This window comes from Mariniflexile sp. HMF6888 (assembly GCF_044335535.1).
GTDB lineage: Bacteria > Bacteroidota > Bacteroidia > Flavobacteriales > Flavobacteriaceae > Mariniflexile.
The window spans coordinates 1-21,650 of record NZ_JBIQVZ010000001.1 but is presented as its reverse complement, the minus strand read 5'-3'; the positions used below and the strand labels follow the sequence as shown (position 1 = coordinate 21,650).

Genomic DNA, 21,650 nt, shown 5'->3' with positions numbered 1-21,650 from the left:
TTGTTTAACAAATATAATAAAAAGTTAAACAAAAAATAATTGTTTATAAATCTTTAACTAAATTTTCAATAGTTTTATAGATTGTTATGTTTTTTGGAAGCTCGTTATTGCTATAATTATTTAGTTTATGACCTAGTAATAGCAACTTTGTGCTATTGTTGTTTAGGAGTAAATTGCTAAAATCTTTTAGATAAGCAGTAATATTTTCTTCTTCAGGATACACCGTAAAGTAAGATATAAAGCAGATGTCGTTGAAAAAATTAAATAACTCTTTTAAACTTTCCATAGGAACACTTTCTCCTAAAAAAATGGTATGGTAACCTTTACTTCTTAATTGATAATTAATAAATAATAAGCCAATGTCGTGTACTTCGTGTTGTGGTAAAAAAAGCACAAAGGTTTTGGTGTTTGGTTGAGGGTTTAAACTTTGTAGGTTTTCAATATTTAAAAGAATTTTTTGTTTTATAAGTACCGAGATAAAATGTTCTTGGGCAGGTGTAATGGTGTTAGTTTGCCATAATAAGCCTATCTCATTTAATAAGGGAAGAAATGTGTTATAGAATATATCTGAAAATGAATTGGTTGCAAGCTGGTTGTTGTATGTATTATAAAAAAGCACTTGATCAAAATTAATCATGGCAATTTTAAAGGCATTAAAGGCATAATCTTCTGCTTTTCCTTTTAAAGACAATTCTTTAACTTTGGCAGCTATTTCTTCTTCTTTTAGCTCAGCAATCCTTGAAATTTTTAAACCATTATTGTTTAAATATGAAACGTTAAGCAACTTTTTTAAACTTTCAAGGCTATAATTTCTAATATTGGTGTCAGACCTGTTTGGGGCAAGTAAGTTGTAGCGTTTTTCCCAAATCCGTATGGTATGGGCTTTAATGCCTGTAAGGTTTTCAAGATCTTTAATGCTGAAGTTAATCTTGATATTGTTCATTGATAACTATTTAAAGTTAAACAAAAATATATGTATCATTTGATTAAATCAACATAAAGAGAAGTTTTTAATATTTTAATGAAGAAAAGTGCGCACGAGAAGACTCGAACTTCCACATTCTAAGCGAATACCAGCCCCTCAAGCTGGCGCGTCTACCAATTCCGCCACGTGCGCAAAATAAACTTTAGTAAAAATAGAAAAAGTTAAGCAATTATGCTTAACTTTTTCTTGTGACCGGGCTGGGATTCGAACCCAGGACCCTTTCATTAAAAGTGAAATGCTCTACCAACTGAGCTACCAGGTCTTGTATTTTTGTTTCTCTGTAACGAGGGTGCAAATATAAAACCTATTTTTAATAAAACAAGACTTTTTTAAAAGAAATTTTTGTTTTTTTGCAGTACTAAAACGTATGTTTTTAATAATCAATTTATAGCGTAAAAATGATTGTAATTTTAATTGGATATATGGCTTCTGGAAAGTCTACTTTAGGTAGGATTTTGGCAAAAAAACTAGATTATGGGTTTTTGGATTTAGACGATTACATTGAAGAAAAAGAAAATTCAACCATCAGTGATATATTTAAATCAAAAGGAGAAATTCATTTCAGAAAACTAGAAACGCATTATTTAAAAGAATTATTGAGTTCTAAAAGCAAATTAGTTTTGTCTTTAGGCGGCGGTACGCCATGTTATAGTAACAATATGGATATAATTTTAAAAGCGAATAATGTAAAAAGTATTTATTTAAAAGCGTCTATCCCTACTTTAATTGCCCGATTGAAGAATGAAAAGAGCAAACGACCGTTAATAGCCCATATAGAAACAGACGATTTATTGGCTGAATTTATTGGGAAACATCTTTTTGAGCGGTCTCAATTTTACAGTTTAGCTCATGTTACTATAACTACAGATAACAAACCAGAAAACAATATCATAGAAGAAGTTGTGTTACAGCTATTCTAAAATAACTTCAAATTTTTTACCATCTAATACGACGTTTACATGTTCGTGTAAAGAAGTTGAGAGTGAAATGCCTTTAAAATCGGCTTTAACAGGATATTTTTTATGGTTTCTATTAACTAAAACAGCTGTTTTAAATTGTTTTAAGGGCACATTTAAAAAATGCTTCACACCATAAATTAAAGTAGTGCCTGAATTTAAAACATCATCAACCAATACCAACGATTTGTTTTCGTAATCTTCTGGCTGAATAGATGTTTTTATTGGTAGATGTGGATTTTTTTTGTCAATACTCACTTTACAAAGAATAGGGTTGATGTCCGATATTTTTTGAAGTATGGTTTTTAACTTTTTAGCAAAAATGTAGCCGTTACTATCTATACCAGCTAAAATAACCTCTTTTTCGTTTACATTGTTTTCATAAATTTGAAACGCAATACGTCTTATTTTATGATTAATTTCATCGTGGTTTAATATCACATTGTTTGTAACGTTCATATCAGTTGTCTTGTTTTTAAAGTATAAAATTACTCATTTTTACCTGTTTCTATTAATTTTTTTCAAGGGAAGTTGTCATCTACATTTACTCTTCAGAGTCATCAGCCTTCAAAGGTGTTACATCGGTAAAATCGTCAATGTCTCTTCTGTCTTTTTTAGTAGGTCTACCAACACCTTTTTTTCTGTAATAATCTTTTGAGTATTTTAAAAGTTCTTGAGCTTCAAATTGTTCCTTAGGCGTGGTATCGGTTCTATAAATGTCAACTAATTTAGCGCCAACTCTACTTTCAGGAATGTCGTTTACAGTAAGGCGGTAGTTTATTTGGTCTTTTCTTAATTCAATAACATCTTGAGGATAAACTTCTCTACTGGGTTTAACAATTTCTTGGTTTACACGAATATGTCCTTTTTTGCAAGCAGTAGTTGCAATAGTTCTTGTTTTGTAATATCTAACACACCATAAATACTTATCTATACGCATATAATTATTGTGAAATGAGCATGGATGAAAAATTCTTCACCATATGAATTATTAATTATGTGAATTGCATCTGACTATGTAAAAAAATAAAATATACAGATGAAAACTACGTTAATGTTGTTATGCAAAATTATATTTAAATTGTATCTTGCGGCTCAAAAATAAGGAATAATGGAAGATTCTTTTAAGATTTAATTAAATCAAGAAAAGAATTCACATATAGCCTTTGAAAAAAACAAAAAAAGCATGAATTTAAGAAAAGTAAGCCTATATCTATTATGTTTAACCATTGGAGTGTTATCATGTAAAAAAGATGACGAGCCAGATCCGATTGTTATTGAGATAAGAGATAGGACAGAACAACAGCTAGCGGATATGGATTCTCTTGTTAAATATTTAAGTAATCATTATTATAATTCTAGCGAAATTGCGGCAGCTTTACCAAATGCTGGCATTAATGATATAAAAATCACTAAATTAGTGAGTGGAGCATCTGTTCCCGATGGGCATACGTTATTGTTAGATGCCGTTGGAGCCCCTAAAGAGGTCGTTTATGCGGAAACCGATTACGAATATTATGTTTTAAAACTAAACCAAGGAGGGGGAGATTCACCTACATTTGCTGATAATGTTCAAATACTTTATGAAGGATTTACACTAAATAACATTGTTTTTGATTATAAATTTTACCCAAATAGTAATCTGTTTGATTTAACTAGTGTAATATCTGGATGGCAAAATGTTATACCTGATTTTAATACCTCAGAAAGTTTTACCGAGAATAGTGATGGAACTGTAAGCTATAACAATTCGGGGTTAGGGGTTATGTTCTTACCTTCTGGCTTAGCCTATTTTTCTAATGCTTCTGGTGGTATTCCAGCCTATTCACCATTAATTTTTAAGTTTGAATTATTACAAATGGCTGAAAACGATCATGATGGCGATGGTATCCCTTCATATTTGGAAGATGTAGATGGTAATGATGTTTTAACAGATAATACAGATGATGATACATATAGAGATAATTCAGGATTTATTCGTCCTCTATATAATTATATTGACAATGATGATGATGGTGACGGTATTTTAACTAAAAATGAAATCACAATAAGCACCATCAACAAACCTACAAAAGAAGAAGTTAAAGGGGTTACTTTAGAATATAATCAAGTGCTTTTAAATAAAATTAAAAAAGAACAAAATGGAAGTTACACCGGTACTATAATAACTTTTAAAGATACCGATGGTGTTGGGCCATTTGATTACTTAGATAAAAACTATTAATTTGAAGTAATTTAAAAAAAAAAATAAAACCTCGCTATTAGCGAGGTTTTATTTTTTTATGCAATTCATTTTTATGGTATCAAAGATAAACTTAAAATCAATTGGTCGGGTCTAGTATCTAATCGACTAGTTCCAATGCCATTGTTACCAATAAAAGTAGCTTCATTTTCGCTAAAACCACGTTCATACCTTAAATCGATGCCAACTTTATTAAAGTTAAGTCCAATACCAAAATTCAGCCCAACTGTTAAATCATTTTCAACATCATTTATAGAGATACCATCAAATTCGGAGTCTAATATATATTGTAGAGAGGGACCTCCAAAAACACTAATAGGCCCTATTACTTTTAAGCCAACTAATAAAGGGGCATCTAATTTTTGCATTTTAAAACTATCGTTGTTATAATCACTTTTTGTACTCGTATAAACCAGTTCTGGTTTAAAATAAATTTGGTTTCCAATTTTTCCAAACACACCAATATGGTAACCAATGTTTCTATCGGGGTTTTGTGCGTTATCACTAATAGATTCAAAGTAATCACCATTGGCATTATAATTTAATCCACCTTTTAGTCCAAAACCGGTAGCGGATTGTGCGTAGGTATATGATAACGTTGATACTAAAAATAATACTAGTAAAACTGTTTTTTTGCTAGCATTCAATTTACTTTTTAAATGTCTCATGATTTTCGTTTTTAATTTGACTTGGTTTTTTTTTTGTTTCTTTCAAAGATATATAATACTGAATCTTATTGTTTTATATGATTCTTTTAGTTTTTTATATAATTCAAATGAATTTAGATATACAATACTAATAGATTCAAATTTTATAGTAATTGAAATCAGATATTCACATACAATCAAAAACGCTGCCAAAAGCAAATTATTTTCTTTTCATAACAATCAATATCATTTTTCAGTTAATTATCTTTGCCAACTTAAGTGCTGTTTTATATTATTTATAGCCAAATTATAAAAGCGATAAAATCAATAGATGAAATTTGAATTAAAAGCGAAAGATACCCAAAGTAAAGCCAGAGCAGGCACAATAACCACCGACCACGGTGTCATTGAAACCCCTATTTTTATGCCTGTAGGAACGGTAGGAACTGTGAAAGGGGTGCATCAACGCGAGTTAAAAGAGGACATTAATCCAGATATTATTCTAGGGAACACCTATCACTTATATTTACGTCCGCAAACAGACATTATAGAAAAAGCGGGCGGTCTTCATAAATTTATGAATTGGGATCGGAACATTTTAACTGATTCGGGTGGATATCAAGTGTATTCACTTTCTGCAAACAGAAAAATTAAGGAAGAAGGGGTTAAATTTAAATCGCATATAGATGGGAGTTACCATACGTTTACACCCGAAAACGTTATGGAAATTCAACGCTCTATTGGTGCCGATATTATTATGGCGTTCGATGAATGCACCCCATACCCATGCGATTACAACTATGCAAAACGCTCGATGCACATGACGCACCGCTGGTTAGATAGATGCATCAATCATTTAGAAAAAACGCCTTTAAGATACGATTACGGTCAAGCCTTTTTTCCTATAGTACAAGGTAGTACATATAAAGATTTACGACAACAGTCAGCCGAGTATATCGCTAATGCAGGGGCTGTTGGAAATGCCATTGGAGGACTTTCGGTTGGCGAACCCGCCGAAGAAATGTATGCCATGACAGAAGTGGTAACCGAAATTTTGCCCGAAGACAAACCGCGTTATTTAATGGGAGTTGGTACACCCATCAATATTTTAGAAAATATAGCGTTAGGTATTGATATGTTTGATTGTGTGATGCCAACCCGAAATGCCAGAAACGGTATGTTGTTTACAACGCATGGAACTATAAATATCAAAAATAAAAAATGGGAATCCGATTTTTCGCCAGTAGATGACATGGGAATAACCTTTGTAGATACCGAATATACTAAAGCTTATTTAAGACATTTGTTTACGGTTAACGAATTGTTAGGAAAACAAATAGCGACTATTCACAATTTAGGGTTTTATTTGTGGTTGGTTCGTGAGGCAAGAAAGCATATATTAGCGGGAGATTTTAAAACTTGGAAAGACCAAATGGTAAAACAGATGGATAATAGATTGTAGAATTGTAAGTTAAAAGTTATGAGTTTAAAGTTTTTCAACCAACACCCAACACCTAAAACCCAATACCCAATTTGAAAATACTAGACTGGTACATATTAAAACGCTATTTGTTTACATTTTTTATGATGCTGCTATTGTTTATTCCCATCGGAATAACAGTGCATCTTGCTGAAAAAATAGGTAAAATCCTTGAAAGCGAAGTACCTATAGGTGAAGTGCTTGTCTATTTTTATAATTTTACAATATATTTTGCACACTTACTCTTTCCGCTATTTTTATTTTTATCTGTTATTTGGTTTACATCGAAATTAGCCAATAATACCGAGATTATAGCCTTTTTAAGTTCGGGTGTTTCATTTTCCCGATTTTTACGTCCCTACATGATTGGTGCAACCATGGTTGGGATATTAGCTATTTTACTAGGTTTGTTTTTAGCGCCAAAAGCCAGCGAGGGCTTTAATGATTTTTCCTATAAATATCTAAAAAAAGGCAAAACAGCTTTTGAAGAAACGGGTCAAAACGTTTTCAGGCAAATTAATGATAACGACATTATTTATGTAAGTAGTTTTGATGTGGCAAATAAAAATGGAAGTAATTTTACCTTAGAGCATTTTGAAAAGAATGAACTAAAGTATAAAATTACAGCTAAAAATATTAAATACATTGAAGAAGATACCACCTATAGATTAACCGATTATGTTAAGCGTAGTATAGGTGCAAATGAAGATGAATTAGAAATTAGTGCAACCAAAGACACACTTTTTACTTTCGATGTAGACGATTTAATTCCCGAAATTTATGCAGCAGAAACTAAAATGTATGGTGATTTAAAACAATTTATAGCCAAAGAAGAAGCCAGAGGATCTTCAAATGTAGGGCGTTTTAAATTAGTATTATACCGAAAATGGAGTTTGCCAGTTTCTGTGTTTATTTTAACCATTATTGCGGTAGCTGTATCTTCTATAAAACGACGTGGTGGTATGGGAGTTAATTTGGCAGTAGGGATATGTATTGCCATGGTTTTTGTGTTTTTCGATAAAATTTTTGGTGTTATGGCAGAACAATCCGATTTCTCACCACTAGTAGCTGCCTGGTTTCCAAATGTCGTTTTTGGCATTCTAGCCATTTTCCTGTTGCGCAATGCCAAACGTTAAGCTAAAAAATCATTTACATCTTCACTTCTTAGTTTTTATAGCTGGTTTCACAGCTATTTTAGGTGAATTAATTACCATTACAGCCATTCCTTTGGTTTGGTTTAGAATGGTAATGGCGTTTCTTTTAATGTTCACTTATATAAAAATAACAAAGATTAATGTAAAAATAAGTCTAAAGTCAATTGTTAGATTGTCTATTGCAGGCATTATTATAGCCTTGCATTGGATTACCTTTTTTGGAGCTATCGATGCATCAAATGTATCCATAACACTTGCCATGTTTTCTTGCGGTGCTTTTTTTGCATCGTTAATAGAACCTATAATTTATAAGCGACGTATTATTTGGTATGAAATTCTATTTGGAGTGATAGTAATAATAGGTGTTTTTATAATAACTAAAAGTGAAATAAAGTATATTAATGGTATTATTTTAGGAATTTCATCTGCGTTTTTGTCATCGCTTTTTGCAGTGTTAAATGGTAGTTTTTTAAAACAGCATACGGCTACAGTTATTTCATTTTACGAATTTTTAAGTGGTGTTTTATTTGTCTCTATTTATATTTTTATTTTTGGTGGGGGTTTTTCTGCTGAGTTTTTTAGTTTAAGTCATTCAGATTATGGGTACTTATTTATTTTAGCTTCTGTATGTACGGCTTATGCATTTATTGCTGCAGTGCATGTTATGAAGGTTATTAGCCCATATACCGTGGTTCTTAGCTACAATATGGAACCTATTTACGGTATTTTTATGGCGGTTATTTTGTTTCCCGAAAAAGAATATATGAGTCCGTCATTTTATTACGGAGCTATAGTAATTATTGTTACGGTACTGCTAAATGCCATTCTGAAGAACATAAGATTGTTAAAAAACAAGTATTCTCTTTAAGAATCCTTATTTTTGTAAAGAAGTTTAAGAGAACCAACATTTTTATATTTTTCTTAATTTAAAATGAAAAAATATGTAGGTTTGTACACTAACTTAAGATTAATAGCCAAAATAAAATTCTTATGGAATATTTAGAATTTGAACTACCTATAAAAGAACTTGAAGACCAATTGCAAAAATGTAGAGTTATTGGTGAAGAGAGTGAAGTAGATGTTACTGAAACATGTTCAAATATAGAAAAAAAATTAGCAGCCACCCAAAAAGACATTTATAAAAACCTAACACCTTGGCAACGCGTGCAAATGTCTCGTCATCCAGATAGACCTTACGTTTTAGACTATATTCGTGCTATTTGCGGTGAATCTTTCTTAGAATTACATGGAGACAGAGGCTTTAAAGATGATAAAGCCATGATTGGTGGACTAGGTAAAATTGGAGACCAAAGTTTTATGTTCATTGGCCAACAAAAAGGTTATAACACCAAAACACGCCAATACAGAAATTTTGGTATGGCAAACCCAGAAGGGTATAGAAAAGCATTACGTTTAATGAAATCTGCCGAAAAATTTGGTATACCTGTAGTGACTCTTATAGATACGCCAGGTGCATTTCCAGGCTTGGAAGCCGAAGAACGCGGACAAGGAGAAGCCATTGCCAGAAATATTTTAGAAATGACCCGTTTGAAAGTGCCAATTATTACCATTATAGTTGGTGAAGGTGCTTCTGGTGGTGCTTTAGGTATAGGTGTAGGCGATGTGGTTTTGATGCTTGAAAACACATGGTATTCTGTAATTTCCCCAGAATCTTGTTCGTCTATTTTATGGCGTAGTTGGGAGTTTAAAGAACAAGCAGCCGATGCCTTAAAATTAACGGCTACCGATATGAAGAAGCAAAAACTAGTTGATGAAATTATAAAAGAACCGCTAGGTGGTGCGCATAGAGATAGAGATAAAACATTTTCCACGGTTAGTAATGCCATTGTAAAATCGTTTGAAGAACTTAAAAACTTATCACCAAAAGATTTAGTTGCCAAACGTATGGATAAATATTCTCACATGGGAGTCTTTAAAGGCTAACACGTTTAATAACATAATACAAGAAAAATCTGAAGTATAAGGCTTCAGTTTTTTTTTGTGTTATTGACAATATTTATAAGTTGTTAACAGTTAAATTGTTAAAGACTGGTTAACAATCATAAGTCATTTTCTAATAGAAAACACGTTCTTTTTAGTTACTTTCGTAGTTATGAAACAACCCGACCAAATTAGAGGATTTAAAGTTGATAAAAGTACACTGATTAGCCTTGAGAAAGGAAAAATACCACCACAAGCACTTGATTTAGAGGAAGTTGTGCTTGGTGCGATGATGATTGATAAAAAAGGAGTCGATGAAGTTATCGATATTTTAAGTCCAGATGCTTTTTATAAAGAAGCGCATCAGCACATCTTTAACGCTATATTTCAGTTGTTTGAAAATAGTGAACCAATCGACTTATTAACCGTTTCAACACAATTAAAGAAAAACGCTAAGTTAGAGCTAGCCGGGGGCGATTTTTACCTTATTTCCTTAACCCAAAAAGTATCCTCTTCGGCACATATAGAGTTTCATGCACGCATTATTTTACAAAAATTCATTCAACGTAGTTTAATTAAAATTTCAAGTGAAATTATTGAAGATTCTTATGATGAAACCAAAGATGTTTTCGATTTATTAGACGCTGCTGAATCAAAATTATATGAAGTTACCCAAGGTAATATTAAAAAATCGAGCGAAACTGCACAAGAATTAGTAATTCAGGCTAAAAAGAAAATTGAAGAAATCTCTAATAAAGAAGGGCTAAGTGGTATTCCAACAGGCTTTACCAAATTAGATAAATTAACATCAGGTTGGCAACCGTCCGATTTAATTATTATTGCTGCACGTCCTGGTATGGGTAAAACAGCTTTAACCTTGTCTATGGCAAGAAATATTGCCGTAGACCAGAATATTCCCGTAGCATTTTTCTCTTTAGAGATGGCTTCGGTACAATTAATAACCCGTTTAATTTCTAGTGAAACGGGACTGTCATCAGAAAAATTAAGAACAGGAAAACTAGAAAAACACGAGTGGGAACAACTTAATGTAAAAGTTAAAGGTCTTGAAAAAGCCCCTTTGTTTATTGACGATACGCCATCGCTTTCTATTTTCGATCTAAGAGCAAAAGCACGGCGATTGTCTTCTCAACACGGTATTAAACTTATCATGATTGATTATTTGCAATTAATGACAGGTGGAAGTAACCATGGCGGAAACCGTGAACAAGAAATCTCGATGATTTCCAGAAACCTTAAAGCATTAGCAAAAGAATTGAATGTGCCCGTTATTGCACTGTCGCAATTATCGCGTGCGGTTGAAACCCGTGGTGGTAGTAAACGCCCGTTGCTTTCAGATTTACGTGAATCGGGTGCTATTGAGCAAGATGCCGATATTGTAAGTTTTATTTACAGACCGGAATATTATAAAATTGATGAATGGGATGATGAAGAACGTTCACCAACCGAAGGTCAAGGTGAGTTTATTGTAGCAAAGCACCGTAATGGTGGTTTGGAAAATATCCGTTTAAAGTTTATTGGACATTTAGGTAAGTTTGATAATTTAGACGATTTTGATTCACCTTTCGAGTTTCATTCTAAAATGAATGCAGCAGCAAATGATGATACGTTTAAATCCGATAATTTTAAAGCAAGCCCAGATCAAGCTTTTGGAAGTTCATTTAATGATGATGATAACGATGTGCCGTTTTAAATCCAATCTTCTGTTAAACTAATTTCAAGAAGAATAAAATTTAAGTATCTTTCAACATAAATTATGGATGTTTAGTCATTTCTAAGAAGGAGCGACTGAGAAATCACATTAAGTTTAGCCTCAATTTTGAAAAAGATATTTGTTACATTATTTTTATTGTTCATAGGTTTTCAAACCTATGCATCCTACATTCTAATCCCCATGGATGCCGAAAGTCAAAAAAATCACTTAAAAGCATACGGATTAACCTATTGGGTATTAAATAAAGAGCAGAAAGTAAAATGGTTGCTTAATTTCCGTGGCGGTTCTTTTTTATTGCCCGACACGCAAGAAATTCAACGTGAATGTCAAATTAGAGGCATTTCGTTTGAAGTCCTTTCAGATTCAAAAACCGAAAGTATTTTAGAAGACATAAGTAGCCCTAGCCAAAACATGGAAGCCGTTATTTTAGAAAAAGCTCCTAAAATTGCCGTTTATACCCCAAAGGGAAAATTGCCTTGGGACGATGCCGTAACTATGGTGTTGCAATATGCAGAAATACCTTATGAAACCGTTTATGATGAAGAAGTGCTAAACGATGGTCTTTTGGCTTTCGATTGGTTGCATTTACATCATGAAGATTTTACGGGGCAATACGGAAAATTTTATGGCGCTTACAAAGCGGCATCGTGGTATATTGAAGAAAAAAAGGAAGCAGAAGCCTTAGCTACAAAATTGGGTTACAATAAAGTATCGGAAGAAAAATTGGATGTGGCTTTAAAGATTAGAGATTATGTAATTGGAGGCGGTTTTATGTTTGCGATGTGTAGTGCTGCCGATAGTTTTGATATTGCTTTATCTGCCGAAGGTGTCGATATTTGTGAACCCATGTTTGATGGTGATGGTAGTGGTTCGGGGTATCAAAATAAAATTGATTATAATAAAACCTTCGCTTTTACAAATTATACTTTAGAACGCAACCCAAATGTTTATGAGTTTTCTTCTATTGATATGACTCAAAAGCGTATGGTTTCTAAAACATCCGATTATTTTTCTTTAATGGAATTTTCAGCTAAATGGGATCCTATTCCAACCATGTTATGCCAAAATCACACCGCTTTGGTAAAAGGTTTTATGGGGCAAACAACCGCTTTTACCAGAGATGAGATAAAATCGAATGTGTTGGTAATGGGAGAAACCAAGTCTAACGGAGAGGCTAAGTATATTCACGGTATAAAAGGAAAAGGTTTTTTTACCTTTTATGGCGGTCACGATCCTGAAGATTATCAGCATAGGGTAGGAGATTCTAAAACAGAACTTGATTTACATCCAACTTCACCTGGTTATAGACTCATTTTAAACAACGTATTGTTTCCAGCAGCCAGAAAAAAGAAACAGAAAACTTAAACGTTCTTAATCCAAATAATTCCCCGAAGGCTCAGCCTCGGGGTATCCAATTTACCTCTCTTTTGGAGAGGTCAGAACAGTCTTTTCGGATAGTTTTAGGTGAGGTAAAATACAAGATTTTGGTTTTTGACCCTGAGGTCAAAATGAAACAGAAGGAATACCTCAATGGATCTGCCTCGAGGATAGTCTATTTCAAGAAATTTTTTACTCCGCATTTTTAACAATATTTACACGGGTAAATGTATATATAAAACCATCTGCACCAGTTCCGCTTGTAGTCATATTTTGGTCTATTGTTAATTGGGTTTGGGTAACAACCACTTTGCCAAACTCATTGGAGTTTATTACAAGAAATTCGTCACTACCAACGGTTGTAACCGAAAAGTTGTAAACTCCAGAATCAAAACCATCTTCAATGGTATCATCGGTATTGGTATTTTTAATTGTTAGTTTATTAGTAGTGTTATTAAAATGCCAAACAATATCATTGAGATCAAAATCATTATCAACACCAGCCACGCCACCACTTACATTAGTTAAATGCCAATAAGTGGTTATTATTTGGTCTGGGATATCATCATTATTACCAATAGAGCAGTTCGTTAAAGTAATAAAGCTCAAAAAAGCAATTAAAATATAAGGTCTCATAGTATTTAAATTTAGGTTCTTTATTTTTTTATAGATGCTATTAAATTTAAAAGGTTGCGTTATTAAAACGAAAAATGCAGCGTGTAATTATATTTTAAAGCCTAAATTTAAGCATTGTTTTAAATAAAAGTTATATGAAATCCTTTCAAAAACAAATAAAATTAAAGTCTTACTCAAGAGGTTTTCATTTAATTACCGATACTGTTTTGGATGCAGTTCCAGAAATTAGTCAAATTAATATAGGGCAACTACAGGTGTTTATTAAACATACATCGGCAAGTTTAACCATAAATGAAAATGCCGATTTTACGGTTAGAACAGATTTTGAAAGTCACTTTAACAAGATGGTTCCTGAAAATGCACCTTTTTATAAACATACTTATGAAGGTTCTGATGACATGCCTGCGCATATTAAAGCCTCTTTATTAGGTGCTTCGGTACAAATACCAATTACCAATGGTAAGTTGAATTTAGGAATTTGGCAAGGAATTTATCTTTGTGAGCATAGAAATCATGGAGGATCAAGAACAATTGTTATTACTGCTTTTGGGATATAGAAGTGGTTTAAACTTTTTCCATTGGCTAAAAAATCGCCCTTTTTTGCCCACTCTACATCTTTTTTTCTATCCGTAGCTTTTCCAACGCGACAAGCTGGCTCCTTCTCTAAAAAGGTTTACTAAACCTTTTCTTTACGCTCGGCCCTAACTCGAAAAAGACTTCGATTTAATAAAATTGCTATTGCGCTGGCTGGCCCGTTCGCTAAATTAACCCACTGGGTTATTTTTCTACGCTCCGTCCTGCTTCAATCGAAAAAGTTTAAACCACTTCATAAAAAAATCCGATTCAATTAAGAACCGGATTTTTTTGTTTAACATGTCATGTTTTTTTATGAACCAGCGTCATATTTAAAATAAGTGGCCCAATTTTTTCCAGGGAATGGACAACCATCACCCCAAGCAGTCTCTTCACATTCTCCACATGGTGCAGGGATGGTAATAAAAATAGATTGCTTGTTGTCAGTAGGTATAAGAACAATTACAATATCGTCACCACAACCAGGCACAAAGTCATTGTGAGCTAGAGCCATTTCAACAAGCATATTTATTCTGTCATTGTTGTAAGGGCCAGTGAATTGGCATAGCGTACATACACTATCATCAACTAACTTCCAAACAGCTATTTGAATATCACCAAAAGTATAATTACCTAATTCAGGAGTTGCTTCAGTTCCTATAAATCCTTGATTCATAAGCCAATTAAGGGCTCCGAAATTTTCAGGTTTTTCAAATTTACCAGCAGGAAGAGTTTCGTAAGAAGAATAAACATCAGCAGTAAAACATTCATTATTGTTTAAAGTAGCATCTTGATCTAGACACCAAGCATCAAATAAACCAGATAAAGAATTTCCATCAGCAATTTGTATATCGAAATAGCTTTCAGGTACACCTTTAGCTGTCACGCAAACATCCACTTGTTCTGGTAAAGACTGTTCAAATGCTTCACTTGTAACATCAGACACACAATTTACAACTGCATGGGCTGCAATATAGGTTCCTTTTGAAGTAGGAACGTAATAAGTAGCACTTGTAACACAATCAAGCTCGTCATCACCATACTCAAAATGACCATTTGTAGGGTTGCCATTATTATTTGGGAATAAATCTGGCGATTCAACAACAGATAAATGTGTAGATGTTAAACAATAGCCATCAACAGTAATATCGTAGGTTATTTTGTAGTCCGAACCTACAACTTCTACTTTTACTTTTCCAACTAACATGGTTTGTCCAGCTAATAAGTCAACTTCAGTTGCTGTTGTGCTGCAGGACCAGTCAAGTATTACTGAACTTGTTTTAGAAGCACTACTACTTGTAGCACTTAAATTTTGGTCAGAATCTAAGGGTTCGGTTTGGCAGCTATACATACCAAAAAGCATTAACACGCCTACAAAAAAGGCAAAACTTGCATAAAATTTAATTTTCATAATGTTTAATTTTAAGTTAAAGTGTTGATTTATTTGCTATTAATCGAATCACCCTAGTAGGAAGGTTTAAAATTTGATACAAAATTATATAGAAGCGTCTAACATTAATTAAAATATTTGTTATGTTGCAATTAAATTCGATTAAAGTATAATTCAGTATTATTTATTCTCATTATTTAGAAGTTTTATTAAATTATATTGAATTTTTTGAGATGAAGGTTAAGAATATATTATATTTATCTATAAAAATAAAAAAATATTTAATGGCTATTTCAGTTTTAATTCCAGATGGCGATAGCCATTTATTAATTTATGTGGTAAATAGTTTGTCTCAAGTTAAGGATGTTGAAATTTATATTATGTCTAATCAAAGGCATATTCCAATGAGATATTCGAGACATATATTTCATTTTTCTTACTATCCTAAAACAAATGAAGAACTAGAGTGGATTAAAAACATTAATGAAGAGTCAAAAAAGCATAAGATTGACGTAATAATGGCAATTTATGAAAAGGGAATTGAAGCATTAATAAAATATAAAGATAAAATATTATTTAAAGATAAATTATGTTTACTACCTGCCTATAATGATTTTAAAATAGCGAAGAATAAATGGAAATTAGCAGAGCATTTATTGACTAATAACTTGCCGTTTCCAAAAAGTTATTTATATAATTCAAATAATTTAACTACAGATGACACCATAAAATTTCCAATAATAGTTAAACCGACAGAAGGGATAGGGGGCGGAACGGATGTGAATATTTTTAAGGACTTAGCGGGTTTACAAGAATATTTTGCAATTAACAAATTAAATGATCACGAATTTATTATTCAAGAATATATAGAGGGTTATGATATAGGTTGCAGTGTTTTATGTAAGTCTGGTTCTATTTTGGCATTTACAATTCAAAAAGCAACCATGAATGCCGATAATCCGTTCGCTCCTTTATTGGGAGTTAAATTTGTATATGAAGAACAGTTGTATGAGATTATTGTAAAGTTAATCAAATCACTTAATTGGTCTGGTGTAGCCCATGTAGATTGTAGGTTTGACATAAAAAGTAATACATTTAAGATTATTGAAGTTAATACCCGGTTCTGGGGATCTTTAGATGCATCATTAATTGCTGGCGTTAATTTCCCTTATTTATATTGTTTAACAGGTTTAAATAAGCAGTTTGAGTTGCCAAAGTATAAAAAGGTAAATTATTTAAACTTAAAAGGATTAGTTAAAAGTATAAGAAATAATGTTCTTTTCATGTTTCATTTCAAATTTATATTGAACAATACGTCTTTTAAATATGCTTTAAATGACCCAGTTCCGATGGTTTATAAATTTGTTATGAGAACTAAAAATATTATATTAGGAAAAATAAAGCATCATTTTAATCGGGTTTAGTATAATTATTCACTACTTTTTTTCTTTTTCCGGAAGCCAAAGGAGGAATCTCATCTACATATACTATTTTTACAATGGCATCTTTTCCGAAATCTTTTTTAATATCTTCAGTTAATTCTGTTTCAAAAGGAAACGTATTATGAATATTTAATTTAATGGTGTATTCTTTTTTGCTTTCTTGAATAAATTGATATTGTTTTAAATAGGTATAGTATTTGTAGAATTTAGTATAAATAACAAACGAAGAAATCAAACTCCCACTCGTATCATAAATTAAATCCATTTTTCTTCCTTCAATGTGTTTAAATTTTGTAATACCTTTTTCGGTTTCAATTAATTTAGCTACATCCCCTGTATCATATCTTATAATAGGCATACAATAATTAAATAGATCTGTAACAACAATTCTTCCTAATTGCCCTTTTTTTACTTGTACATCTTTTTCAATGTCTAAGACTTCTACAAAATAACTGGCATGGTTAATAATAAAATAATTTGGTGATTCTATTGTTTGTTGAGCAATAATGCCTATTTCTTCATTTGAATATCTTGACAGTACAGGAACCTTAAAAAACTGTTTTAATTTAGTTCTTGTGTAATCATTTAGATATTCAGAATTAGCTATAATTGATGTTAGCTTAAGATTGTTCCCTAGCGTTATGTTTTTTTTGTCCAGATATTGACAGATTGTTTCAAAAGAAGATGCAAATCCAAGAAGCGTTTTGTTTTGTTTATATTTCTTTAATTGATACAAAAAATGAGAAATTCTATCTTCGTCTAGTCTAGTTATATCAAATTGAATTACGTTTTGCAACCAAGATTTAAAAGGCTTTTTTCTATTATGTTCTCTCCAAACCTCAAGTTCAAATAAACGATTACCTATTATATAATTGGAAAGTTTAGAAAAGAATATAACATCCGCTGTATTTCTCAAGCGTTTATTTTTGTCTTGATATAAAAAAAAAGGCATTCCTGTAGAACCACTTGTAGATACTTTATGGTATGCATTATTTTTTAACCCTTTTGATTTAAAACTTTCAAAATGTTCTTGAATGACATTTTTTTTAATAACAGGAAAATCTTCTATTGACTTGAAATTAGAGTATGGTTTGTAATACGCGGTGGTTTTAGTAGCATGTTTTAAAACATTATCTAAATGTGAATTTCTTTGAATTAGAGATTCTTTTGAGGTTGGATTGTCTAAAATAGCTTCAATGTTTCGATAATGTTTTCTTATTTTACCTCCCTTAATAAAATCCAATCCCCAAAAACTTATATTTCTTATGCGGTTAGACAAATACATATACAGGTGTTATTAGGCTTATAAATTTAACATTTATTTTTTTGATTTAAACCAAAAATAAAAAATCCGATTCAAACGAACCGGATTTTTAATATATTAAGCGAATATAATATGTTTAACAATGGCGAAAACGCCTTATTTTACTTTCTCTATTACGGCTTTAAAAGCCTCTGGGTTATTCATAGCTAAATCTGCTAAAACCTTACGGTTTAATTCAATATCATTAGCTTTTAATTTTCCCATAAATTGAGAATAAGATAATCCATACTCCCTGGCACCTGCGTTTATACGCGCAATCCATAAAGCACGGAATGTTCTCTTTTTGTTTCTACGGTCTCTATACGAGTATTGCATCGCTTTATCAACCGCATTTTTTGCTACTGTCCAAACGTTTTTACGACGTCCAAAGTAACCTTTTGCTTGTTTTAGAACCTTTTTTCTTCGGGCTCTTTTTGCTACAGAATTTACTGATCTTGGCATAATTTTAATTGTTTTTTTGTAGTAGGCGATTCTTTAATTCTGAATTTTGAATTCTGAATTCTGAATTCTTTATGGCCTAACTCCAGGGTTTATAATTTATTTTAACCGGTTAAAAAGTGGTTACTTTAAACGTAACATCAATTTAACATTATTCTCATCCGCCTTATCTACTAATGTATCATGCGTCAAAGCGAGCTTACGTTTTTTAGACTTCTTTGTTAAGATGTGACTTTTAAAAGCGTGCTTTCTTTTAATCTTACCAGTACCAGTTAGCTTAAAGCGTTTTTTGGCACTCGATTTTGTTTTCATTTTAGGCATTTTCTTTTCCTAGGTTTTAATTATTTCGCTTAATTACGTTGTGCTGAATTTATTTCAGCATCTTATTTATATAAGATATACTTTTCTTTATTTTTTTGGAGCAATAAACATGGTCATACGTTTACCTTCCAATTGCGGCATTTGCTCTACTTTACCAAATTCTTCAAGATCTTGGGCCAATCTTAATAATAAAATCTGTCCTTGCTCTTTAAACACGATAGAACGTCCTTTAAAGAAAACAAATGCTTTAAGTTTAGCACCTTCTTTTAAGAATTTTTCGGCATGCTTCTTTTTAAAGTCGTAATCATGGTCGTCGGTTTGAGGTCCAAATCGAATTTCCTTAATTACAACCTTAGTAGCCTTGGCTTTAATAACTTTATCACGTTTCTTTTGTTCGTAAAGAAACTTTTTATAATCCATAACTTTACAAACAGGAGGATCTGCATTTGGAGAAATCTCTACTAGATCAAATCCTTGCTCGTCTGCTATTTTTAAAGCATCTCTGGTAGAATACACACCTATTTCGACGTTTTCGCCTACAAGACGAACGTTGGGTGCACTAATCTTAGAGTTAATTCTATGTTTATCCTCTTGTGAAACCCTTTTTGCGGGTTGCGATTTTCTTCTAATTGCTATGGCTTTATGTTTTTTAAGTTAAACTTATTTAAAACGGTTTTAACGTTTTGCTTATTTCTGTTTTAATAATTTTTGAGAAGTCTTCAATGGAAATCATTCCTAAATCTTCTCCTCCGTGCATACGCACAGTTATTTTGTTTTCTTTCGCCTCTTGTTCACCTATGATAATCATAAAAGGGTATTTTTGCATTTCTGCTTCCCTAATTTTCTTACCAATGGTTTCATTCCTATGGTCTACAAGGGCGCGAATTTCGTCATTTTCTAGCAAATTTAAAACTTTTTCAGCGTATTTTTCATATTTCTCACTAATTGACAGTATAATAGCCTGTGTTGGCATCAGCCAAAGTGGGAAATTACCAGCGGTATGTTCTAGTAAAATAGCAATAAAACGTTCCATACTTCCAAAAGGTGCTCGATGTATCATTACAGGTCTGTGTAATTCATTATCACTGCCTTTATACGTTAAATTGAAACGCTCAGGTAAGTTGTAATCGACTTGAATCGTACCTAACTGCCATTGACGACCAAGCGCATCTTTTACCATAAAATCCAGTTTAGGACCATAAAAAGCAGCTTCACCAGTTTTTACGGTATAATTCAAACCTTTATCTATGGTAGCACTCATAATAGCATTTTCAGCTTTCTCCCAGTTTTCTAAACTACCTATATATTTATCAGGAGTCTCAGGGTCTCTTAACGATACTTGGGCGGTAAAATTTTCAAATCCTAACGATCCAAATACATAAAGTACCAAATCAATCACATTTTTAAACTCAGCATCTAGTTGGTCTGGTGTACAAAATAAATGCGCATCATCTTGAGTAAACCCTCTTACACGTGTTAAACCATGTAATTCACCACTTTGTTCATATCTATATACAGTACCAAATTCAGCATAACGCTTAGGCAAATCTTTATAACTCCATTGGCTGTTGTTGTAAATTTCGCAGTGATGCGGACAGTTCATAGGCTTTAACAAAAATTCCTCACCTTCCTTTGGTGTGTGAATAGGCTGAAAACTATCGGCACCATATTTTGCATAATGACCAGAAGTAACATAAAGTTCTTTCTGTCCGATATGAGGTGTAACGACCATTTCGTAGCCAGCTTTTTTTTGTGCCGCTTTTAAGAAGTTTTCTAAACGTTCACGTAATGCAGCACCTTTTGGCAGCCACAAAGGAAGTCCTTGTCCCACTTTTTGGGAAAATGTAAACAATTCCAATTCTTTACCAAGCTTTCTATGGTCACGTTTTTTAGCTTCTTCAAGTAATTCCAAATATTCTGTAAGCTCTTTTTGCTTCGGAAACGAAATACCATAAACACGCGTAAGTTGCGGATTATTTTCATTACCTCTCCAATAAGCACCTGCAACACTTAAAATTTTAACAGCCTTTATTATACTTGTATTTGGTATATGGCCACCACGACACAAATCTGTAAAAGTAGAATGATCGCAAAAAGTAATGGTGCCATCTTCTAAGTTTTCAATCAACTCGGTTTTAAAGGTATTACCTTTATATAAATCTAAGGCTTCAGCTTTTGTAGCAGAGCGCATTTTAAAATCATGCTTTCCACGAGCAATTTCCAACATCTTGTCTTCAATCGCTTTAAAGTCTTTTTCAGAAACTATATGCTCACCAAAATCAACATCGTAATAAAAACCATTTTCAATCGCAGGACCAATGGTAAGTTTCGCACCTTTATATAGTTCTTCAATAGCCTGTGCCAACACGTGAGCAGACGAATGCCAAAAGGCTGTTTTTCCTTCGCTGTCGTTCCAAGTATATAAAACCAACGAGCCATCGGTGGTTAAAGGCGTTACAGTTTCCACGGTTGTGCCATTAAAATTTGCCGAAATCACGTTTCTAGCAAATCCTTCACTAATGCTTTTTGCAACATCCATAGGTGTAACGTTCGCTTCAAACGTTTTCACACTGCCATCGGGTAATGTAATATGTATCATTAAAATAAATTAAATTCAGTGTGCAAAGATAGTAGTATAAACAAATACATACAATATATATATAGGTATAATTTTTAATAGATAAATAATTAGGGCGTTCCCTTGCAAAAGGAGCAAGGTCGGGCTGTCCGTTACAAGTCCTCGCTCGTACCTCGCTGCGGGCTTTCCACTGCCATCCCTAACGCGCGCTACATGGTCACGGGGCAGGGTCCATCTCCCCGGTCAAGGCCCACTTTGGCAAATGCCCCTTATATATATGTGTAAAAACTATCGGTTATCCAAGGGCACAATATGTTCTTGGATCCGGGAAGGGGATTCCGCTGGGCTTTTTTCCATACATTTTTGCCCCAAAACGGGAGCCCGATGCCCATGTCCCACGGCCAAAGCCCCCGTCCCGAAAAAAAAAACTGCGG

Annotated in this window: 21 protein-coding genes and 2 tRNA genes; 10 read left to right on the top strand and 13 right to left on the bottom strand. The window is 32.7% G+C overall.

Features of this window, described 5'->3' with window-relative positions:
- Nucleotides 1–43: 43 nt before the first annotated feature.
- The 3 genes from ACGLWY_RS00115 to ACGLWY_RS00105 form a co-directional block, all read right to left on the bottom strand.
- The gene (locus ACGLWY_RS00115; protein WP_396617659.1) at nt 44–943 is read right to left on the bottom strand and encodes a MerR family transcriptional regulator; all 900 of its coding nucleotides are present in this window, start codon (nt 941–943) and stop codon (nt 44–46) included.
- 89 nt (nt 944–1,032) lie between these two features.
- Nucleotides 1,033–1,117 (bottom strand) — tRNA-Leu (locus tag ACGLWY_RS00110).
- A gap of 57 nt (nt 1,118–1,174) precedes the next feature.
- Nucleotides 1,175–1,247 (bottom strand) — tRNA-Lys (locus ACGLWY_RS00105).
- A 136-nt stretch (nt 1,248–1,383) separates the two neighbouring features.
- Here ACGLWY_RS00105 and ACGLWY_RS00100 point away from each other — a divergent pair.
- A complete protein-coding gene (locus ACGLWY_RS00100) occupies nt 1,384–1,905 on the top strand; it encodes a shikimate kinase (protein ID WP_396617658.1) in 522 nt (173 codons plus the stop codon).
- Here ACGLWY_RS00100 and ACGLWY_RS00095 read toward each other — a convergent pair.
- Both ACGLWY_RS00095 and ACGLWY_RS00090 read right to left on the bottom strand, forming a co-directional pair.
- Nucleotides 1,897–2,400, bottom strand: a complete 504-nt coding sequence (locus tag ACGLWY_RS00095; protein WP_396617657.1) for a phosphoribosyltransferase family protein — start codon at nt 2,398–2,400, stop codon at nt 1,897–1,899. The genes ACGLWY_RS00100 and ACGLWY_RS00095 overlap by 9 nt on opposite strands.
- Before the next feature lie 85 nt (nt 2,401–2,485).
- The gene (locus tag ACGLWY_RS00090; protein WP_396617656.1) at nt 2,486–2,881 is read right to left on the bottom strand and encodes an RNA-binding S4 domain-containing protein; all 396 of its coding nucleotides are present in this window, start codon (nt 2,879–2,881) and stop codon (nt 2,486–2,488) included.
- 246 nt (nt 2,882–3,127) lie between these two features.
- Here ACGLWY_RS00090 and ACGLWY_RS00085 point away from each other — a divergent pair, with 246 nt between their 5' ends.
- Complete coding sequence (locus ACGLWY_RS00085; protein ID WP_396617655.1) at nt 3,128–4,165, top strand: FKBP-type peptidyl-prolyl cis-trans isomerase; 1,038 nt, start codon at nt 3,128–3,130, stop codon at nt 4,163–4,165.
- Between the two features lie 71 nt (nt 4,166–4,236).
- Here the strand turns inward: ACGLWY_RS00085 and ACGLWY_RS00080 are convergent, their stop codons facing one another.
- Nucleotides 4,237–4,851, bottom strand: coding sequence for an outer membrane beta-barrel protein (locus tag ACGLWY_RS00080; RefSeq protein ID WP_396617654.1), 615 nt, complete (start codon nt 4,849–4,851; stop codon nt 4,237–4,239).
- A 310-nt stretch (nt 4,852–5,161) separates the two neighbouring features.
- Here ACGLWY_RS00080 and tgt point away from each other — a divergent pair, with 310 nt between their 5' ends.
- The 6 genes from tgt (at nt 5,162) to ACGLWY_RS00050 (ending at nt 12,502) form a co-directional block, all read left to right on the top strand.
- Nucleotides 5,162–6,292, top strand: a complete 1,131-nt coding sequence (gene tgt / locus ACGLWY_RS00075; protein WP_396617653.1) for a tRNA guanosine(34) transglycosylase Tgt — start codon at nt 5,162–5,164, stop codon at nt 6,290–6,292.
- 71 nt (nt 6,293–6,363) lie between these two features.
- The gene (locus tag ACGLWY_RS00070) at nt 6,364–7,446 is read left to right on the top strand and encodes an LptF/LptG family permease (RefSeq protein ID WP_396617652.1); all 1,083 of its coding nucleotides are present in this window, start codon (nt 6,364–6,366) and stop codon (nt 7,444–7,446) included.
- The gene (locus ACGLWY_RS00065; RefSeq protein ID WP_396617651.1) at nt 7,433–8,332 is read left to right on the top strand and encodes a DMT family transporter; all 900 of its coding nucleotides are present in this window, start codon (nt 7,433–7,435) and stop codon (nt 8,330–8,332) included. Before ACGLWY_RS00070 ends, ACGLWY_RS00065 begins: the two co-directional genes overlap by 14 nt.
- A 122-nt stretch (nt 8,333–8,454) precedes the next feature.
- Nucleotides 8,455–9,408, top strand: a complete 954-nt coding sequence (locus ACGLWY_RS00060) for an acetyl-CoA carboxylase carboxyltransferase subunit alpha (RefSeq protein WP_396617650.1) — start codon at nt 8,455–8,457, stop codon at nt 9,406–9,408.
- A gap of 169 nt (nt 9,409–9,577) precedes the next feature.
- Nucleotides 9,578–11,116 (top strand): replicative DNA helicase, encoded by a 1,539-nt coding sequence (gene dnaB, locus ACGLWY_RS00055; RefSeq protein WP_396617649.1) that lies wholly within the window; start codon nt 9,578–9,580, stop codon nt 11,114–11,116.
- Between the two features lie 201 nt (nt 11,117–11,317).
- Nucleotides 11,318–12,502 (top strand): asparagine synthetase B, encoded by a 1,185-nt coding sequence (locus tag ACGLWY_RS00050; protein WP_396618610.1) that lies wholly within the window; start codon nt 11,318–11,320, stop codon nt 12,500–12,502.
- Between the two features lie 204 nt (nt 12,503–12,706).
- On the opposite strand, the gene ACGLWY_RS00045 is transcribed toward ACGLWY_RS00050, so the two are convergent.
- The gene (locus ACGLWY_RS00045; protein ID WP_396617648.1) at nt 12,707–13,150 is read right to left on the bottom strand and encodes a hypothetical protein; all 444 of its coding nucleotides are present in this window, start codon (nt 13,148–13,150) and stop codon (nt 12,707–12,709) included.
- A gap of 134 nt (nt 13,151–13,284) precedes the next feature.
- On the opposite strand from ACGLWY_RS00045, the gene ACGLWY_RS00040 reads away from it, so the two are divergent.
- On the top strand, nt 13,285–13,707 hold the full coding sequence (locus ACGLWY_RS00040) for a secondary thiamine-phosphate synthase enzyme YjbQ (RefSeq protein ID WP_396617647.1): 423 nt from the start codon (nt 13,285–13,287) through the stop codon (nt 13,705–13,707).
- Between the two features lie 329 nt (nt 13,708–14,036).
- Here ACGLWY_RS00040 and ACGLWY_RS00035 read toward each other — a convergent pair whose 3' ends face one another.
- Nucleotides 14,037–15,134, bottom strand: coding sequence for a hypothetical protein (locus ACGLWY_RS00035; RefSeq protein WP_396617646.1), 1,098 nt, complete (start codon nt 15,132–15,134; stop codon nt 14,037–14,039).
- 212 nt (nt 15,135–15,346) lie between these two features.
- Between ACGLWY_RS00035 and ACGLWY_RS00030 the strand changes: the two genes are divergently transcribed.
- On the top strand, nt 15,347–16,537 hold the full coding sequence (locus ACGLWY_RS00030) for an ATP-grasp domain-containing protein (protein ID WP_396617645.1): 1,191 nt from the start codon (nt 15,347–15,349) through the stop codon (nt 16,535–16,537).
- Here the strand turns inward: ACGLWY_RS00030 and ACGLWY_RS00025 are convergent.
- From ACGLWY_RS00025 to thrS, 5 genes are all read right to left on the bottom strand, one after another.
- A complete protein-coding gene (locus tag ACGLWY_RS00025) occupies nt 16,524–17,840 on the bottom strand; it encodes a CoF synthetase (protein ID WP_396617644.1) in 1,317 nt (438 codons plus the stop codon). The genes ACGLWY_RS00030 and ACGLWY_RS00025 overlap by 14 nt on opposite strands.
- 135 nt (nt 17,841–17,975) lie before the next feature.
- Complete coding sequence (gene rplT / locus ACGLWY_RS00020; RefSeq protein ID WP_396617643.1) at nt 17,976–18,320, bottom strand: 50S ribosomal protein L20; 345 nt, start codon at nt 18,318–18,320, stop codon at nt 17,976–17,978.
- 120 nt (nt 18,321–18,440) lie between these two features.
- Nucleotides 18,441–18,638, bottom strand: coding sequence for a 50S ribosomal protein L35 (gene rpmI, locus ACGLWY_RS00015; RefSeq protein WP_117172011.1), 198 nt, complete (start codon nt 18,636–18,638; stop codon nt 18,441–18,443).
- 87 nt (nt 18,639–18,725) lie between these two features.
- Complete coding sequence (gene infC, locus ACGLWY_RS00010; RefSeq protein WP_379884360.1) at nt 18,726–19,274, bottom strand: translation initiation factor IF-3; 549 nt, start codon at nt 19,272–19,274, stop codon at nt 18,726–18,728.
- A gap of 28 nt (nt 19,275–19,302) precedes the next feature.
- Nucleotides 19,303–21,237, bottom strand: a complete 1,935-nt coding sequence (gene thrS, locus ACGLWY_RS00005) for a threonine--tRNA ligase (protein WP_396617642.1) — start codon at nt 21,235–21,237, stop codon at nt 19,303–19,305.
- Nucleotides 21,238–21,650: the final 413 nt, after the last annotated feature.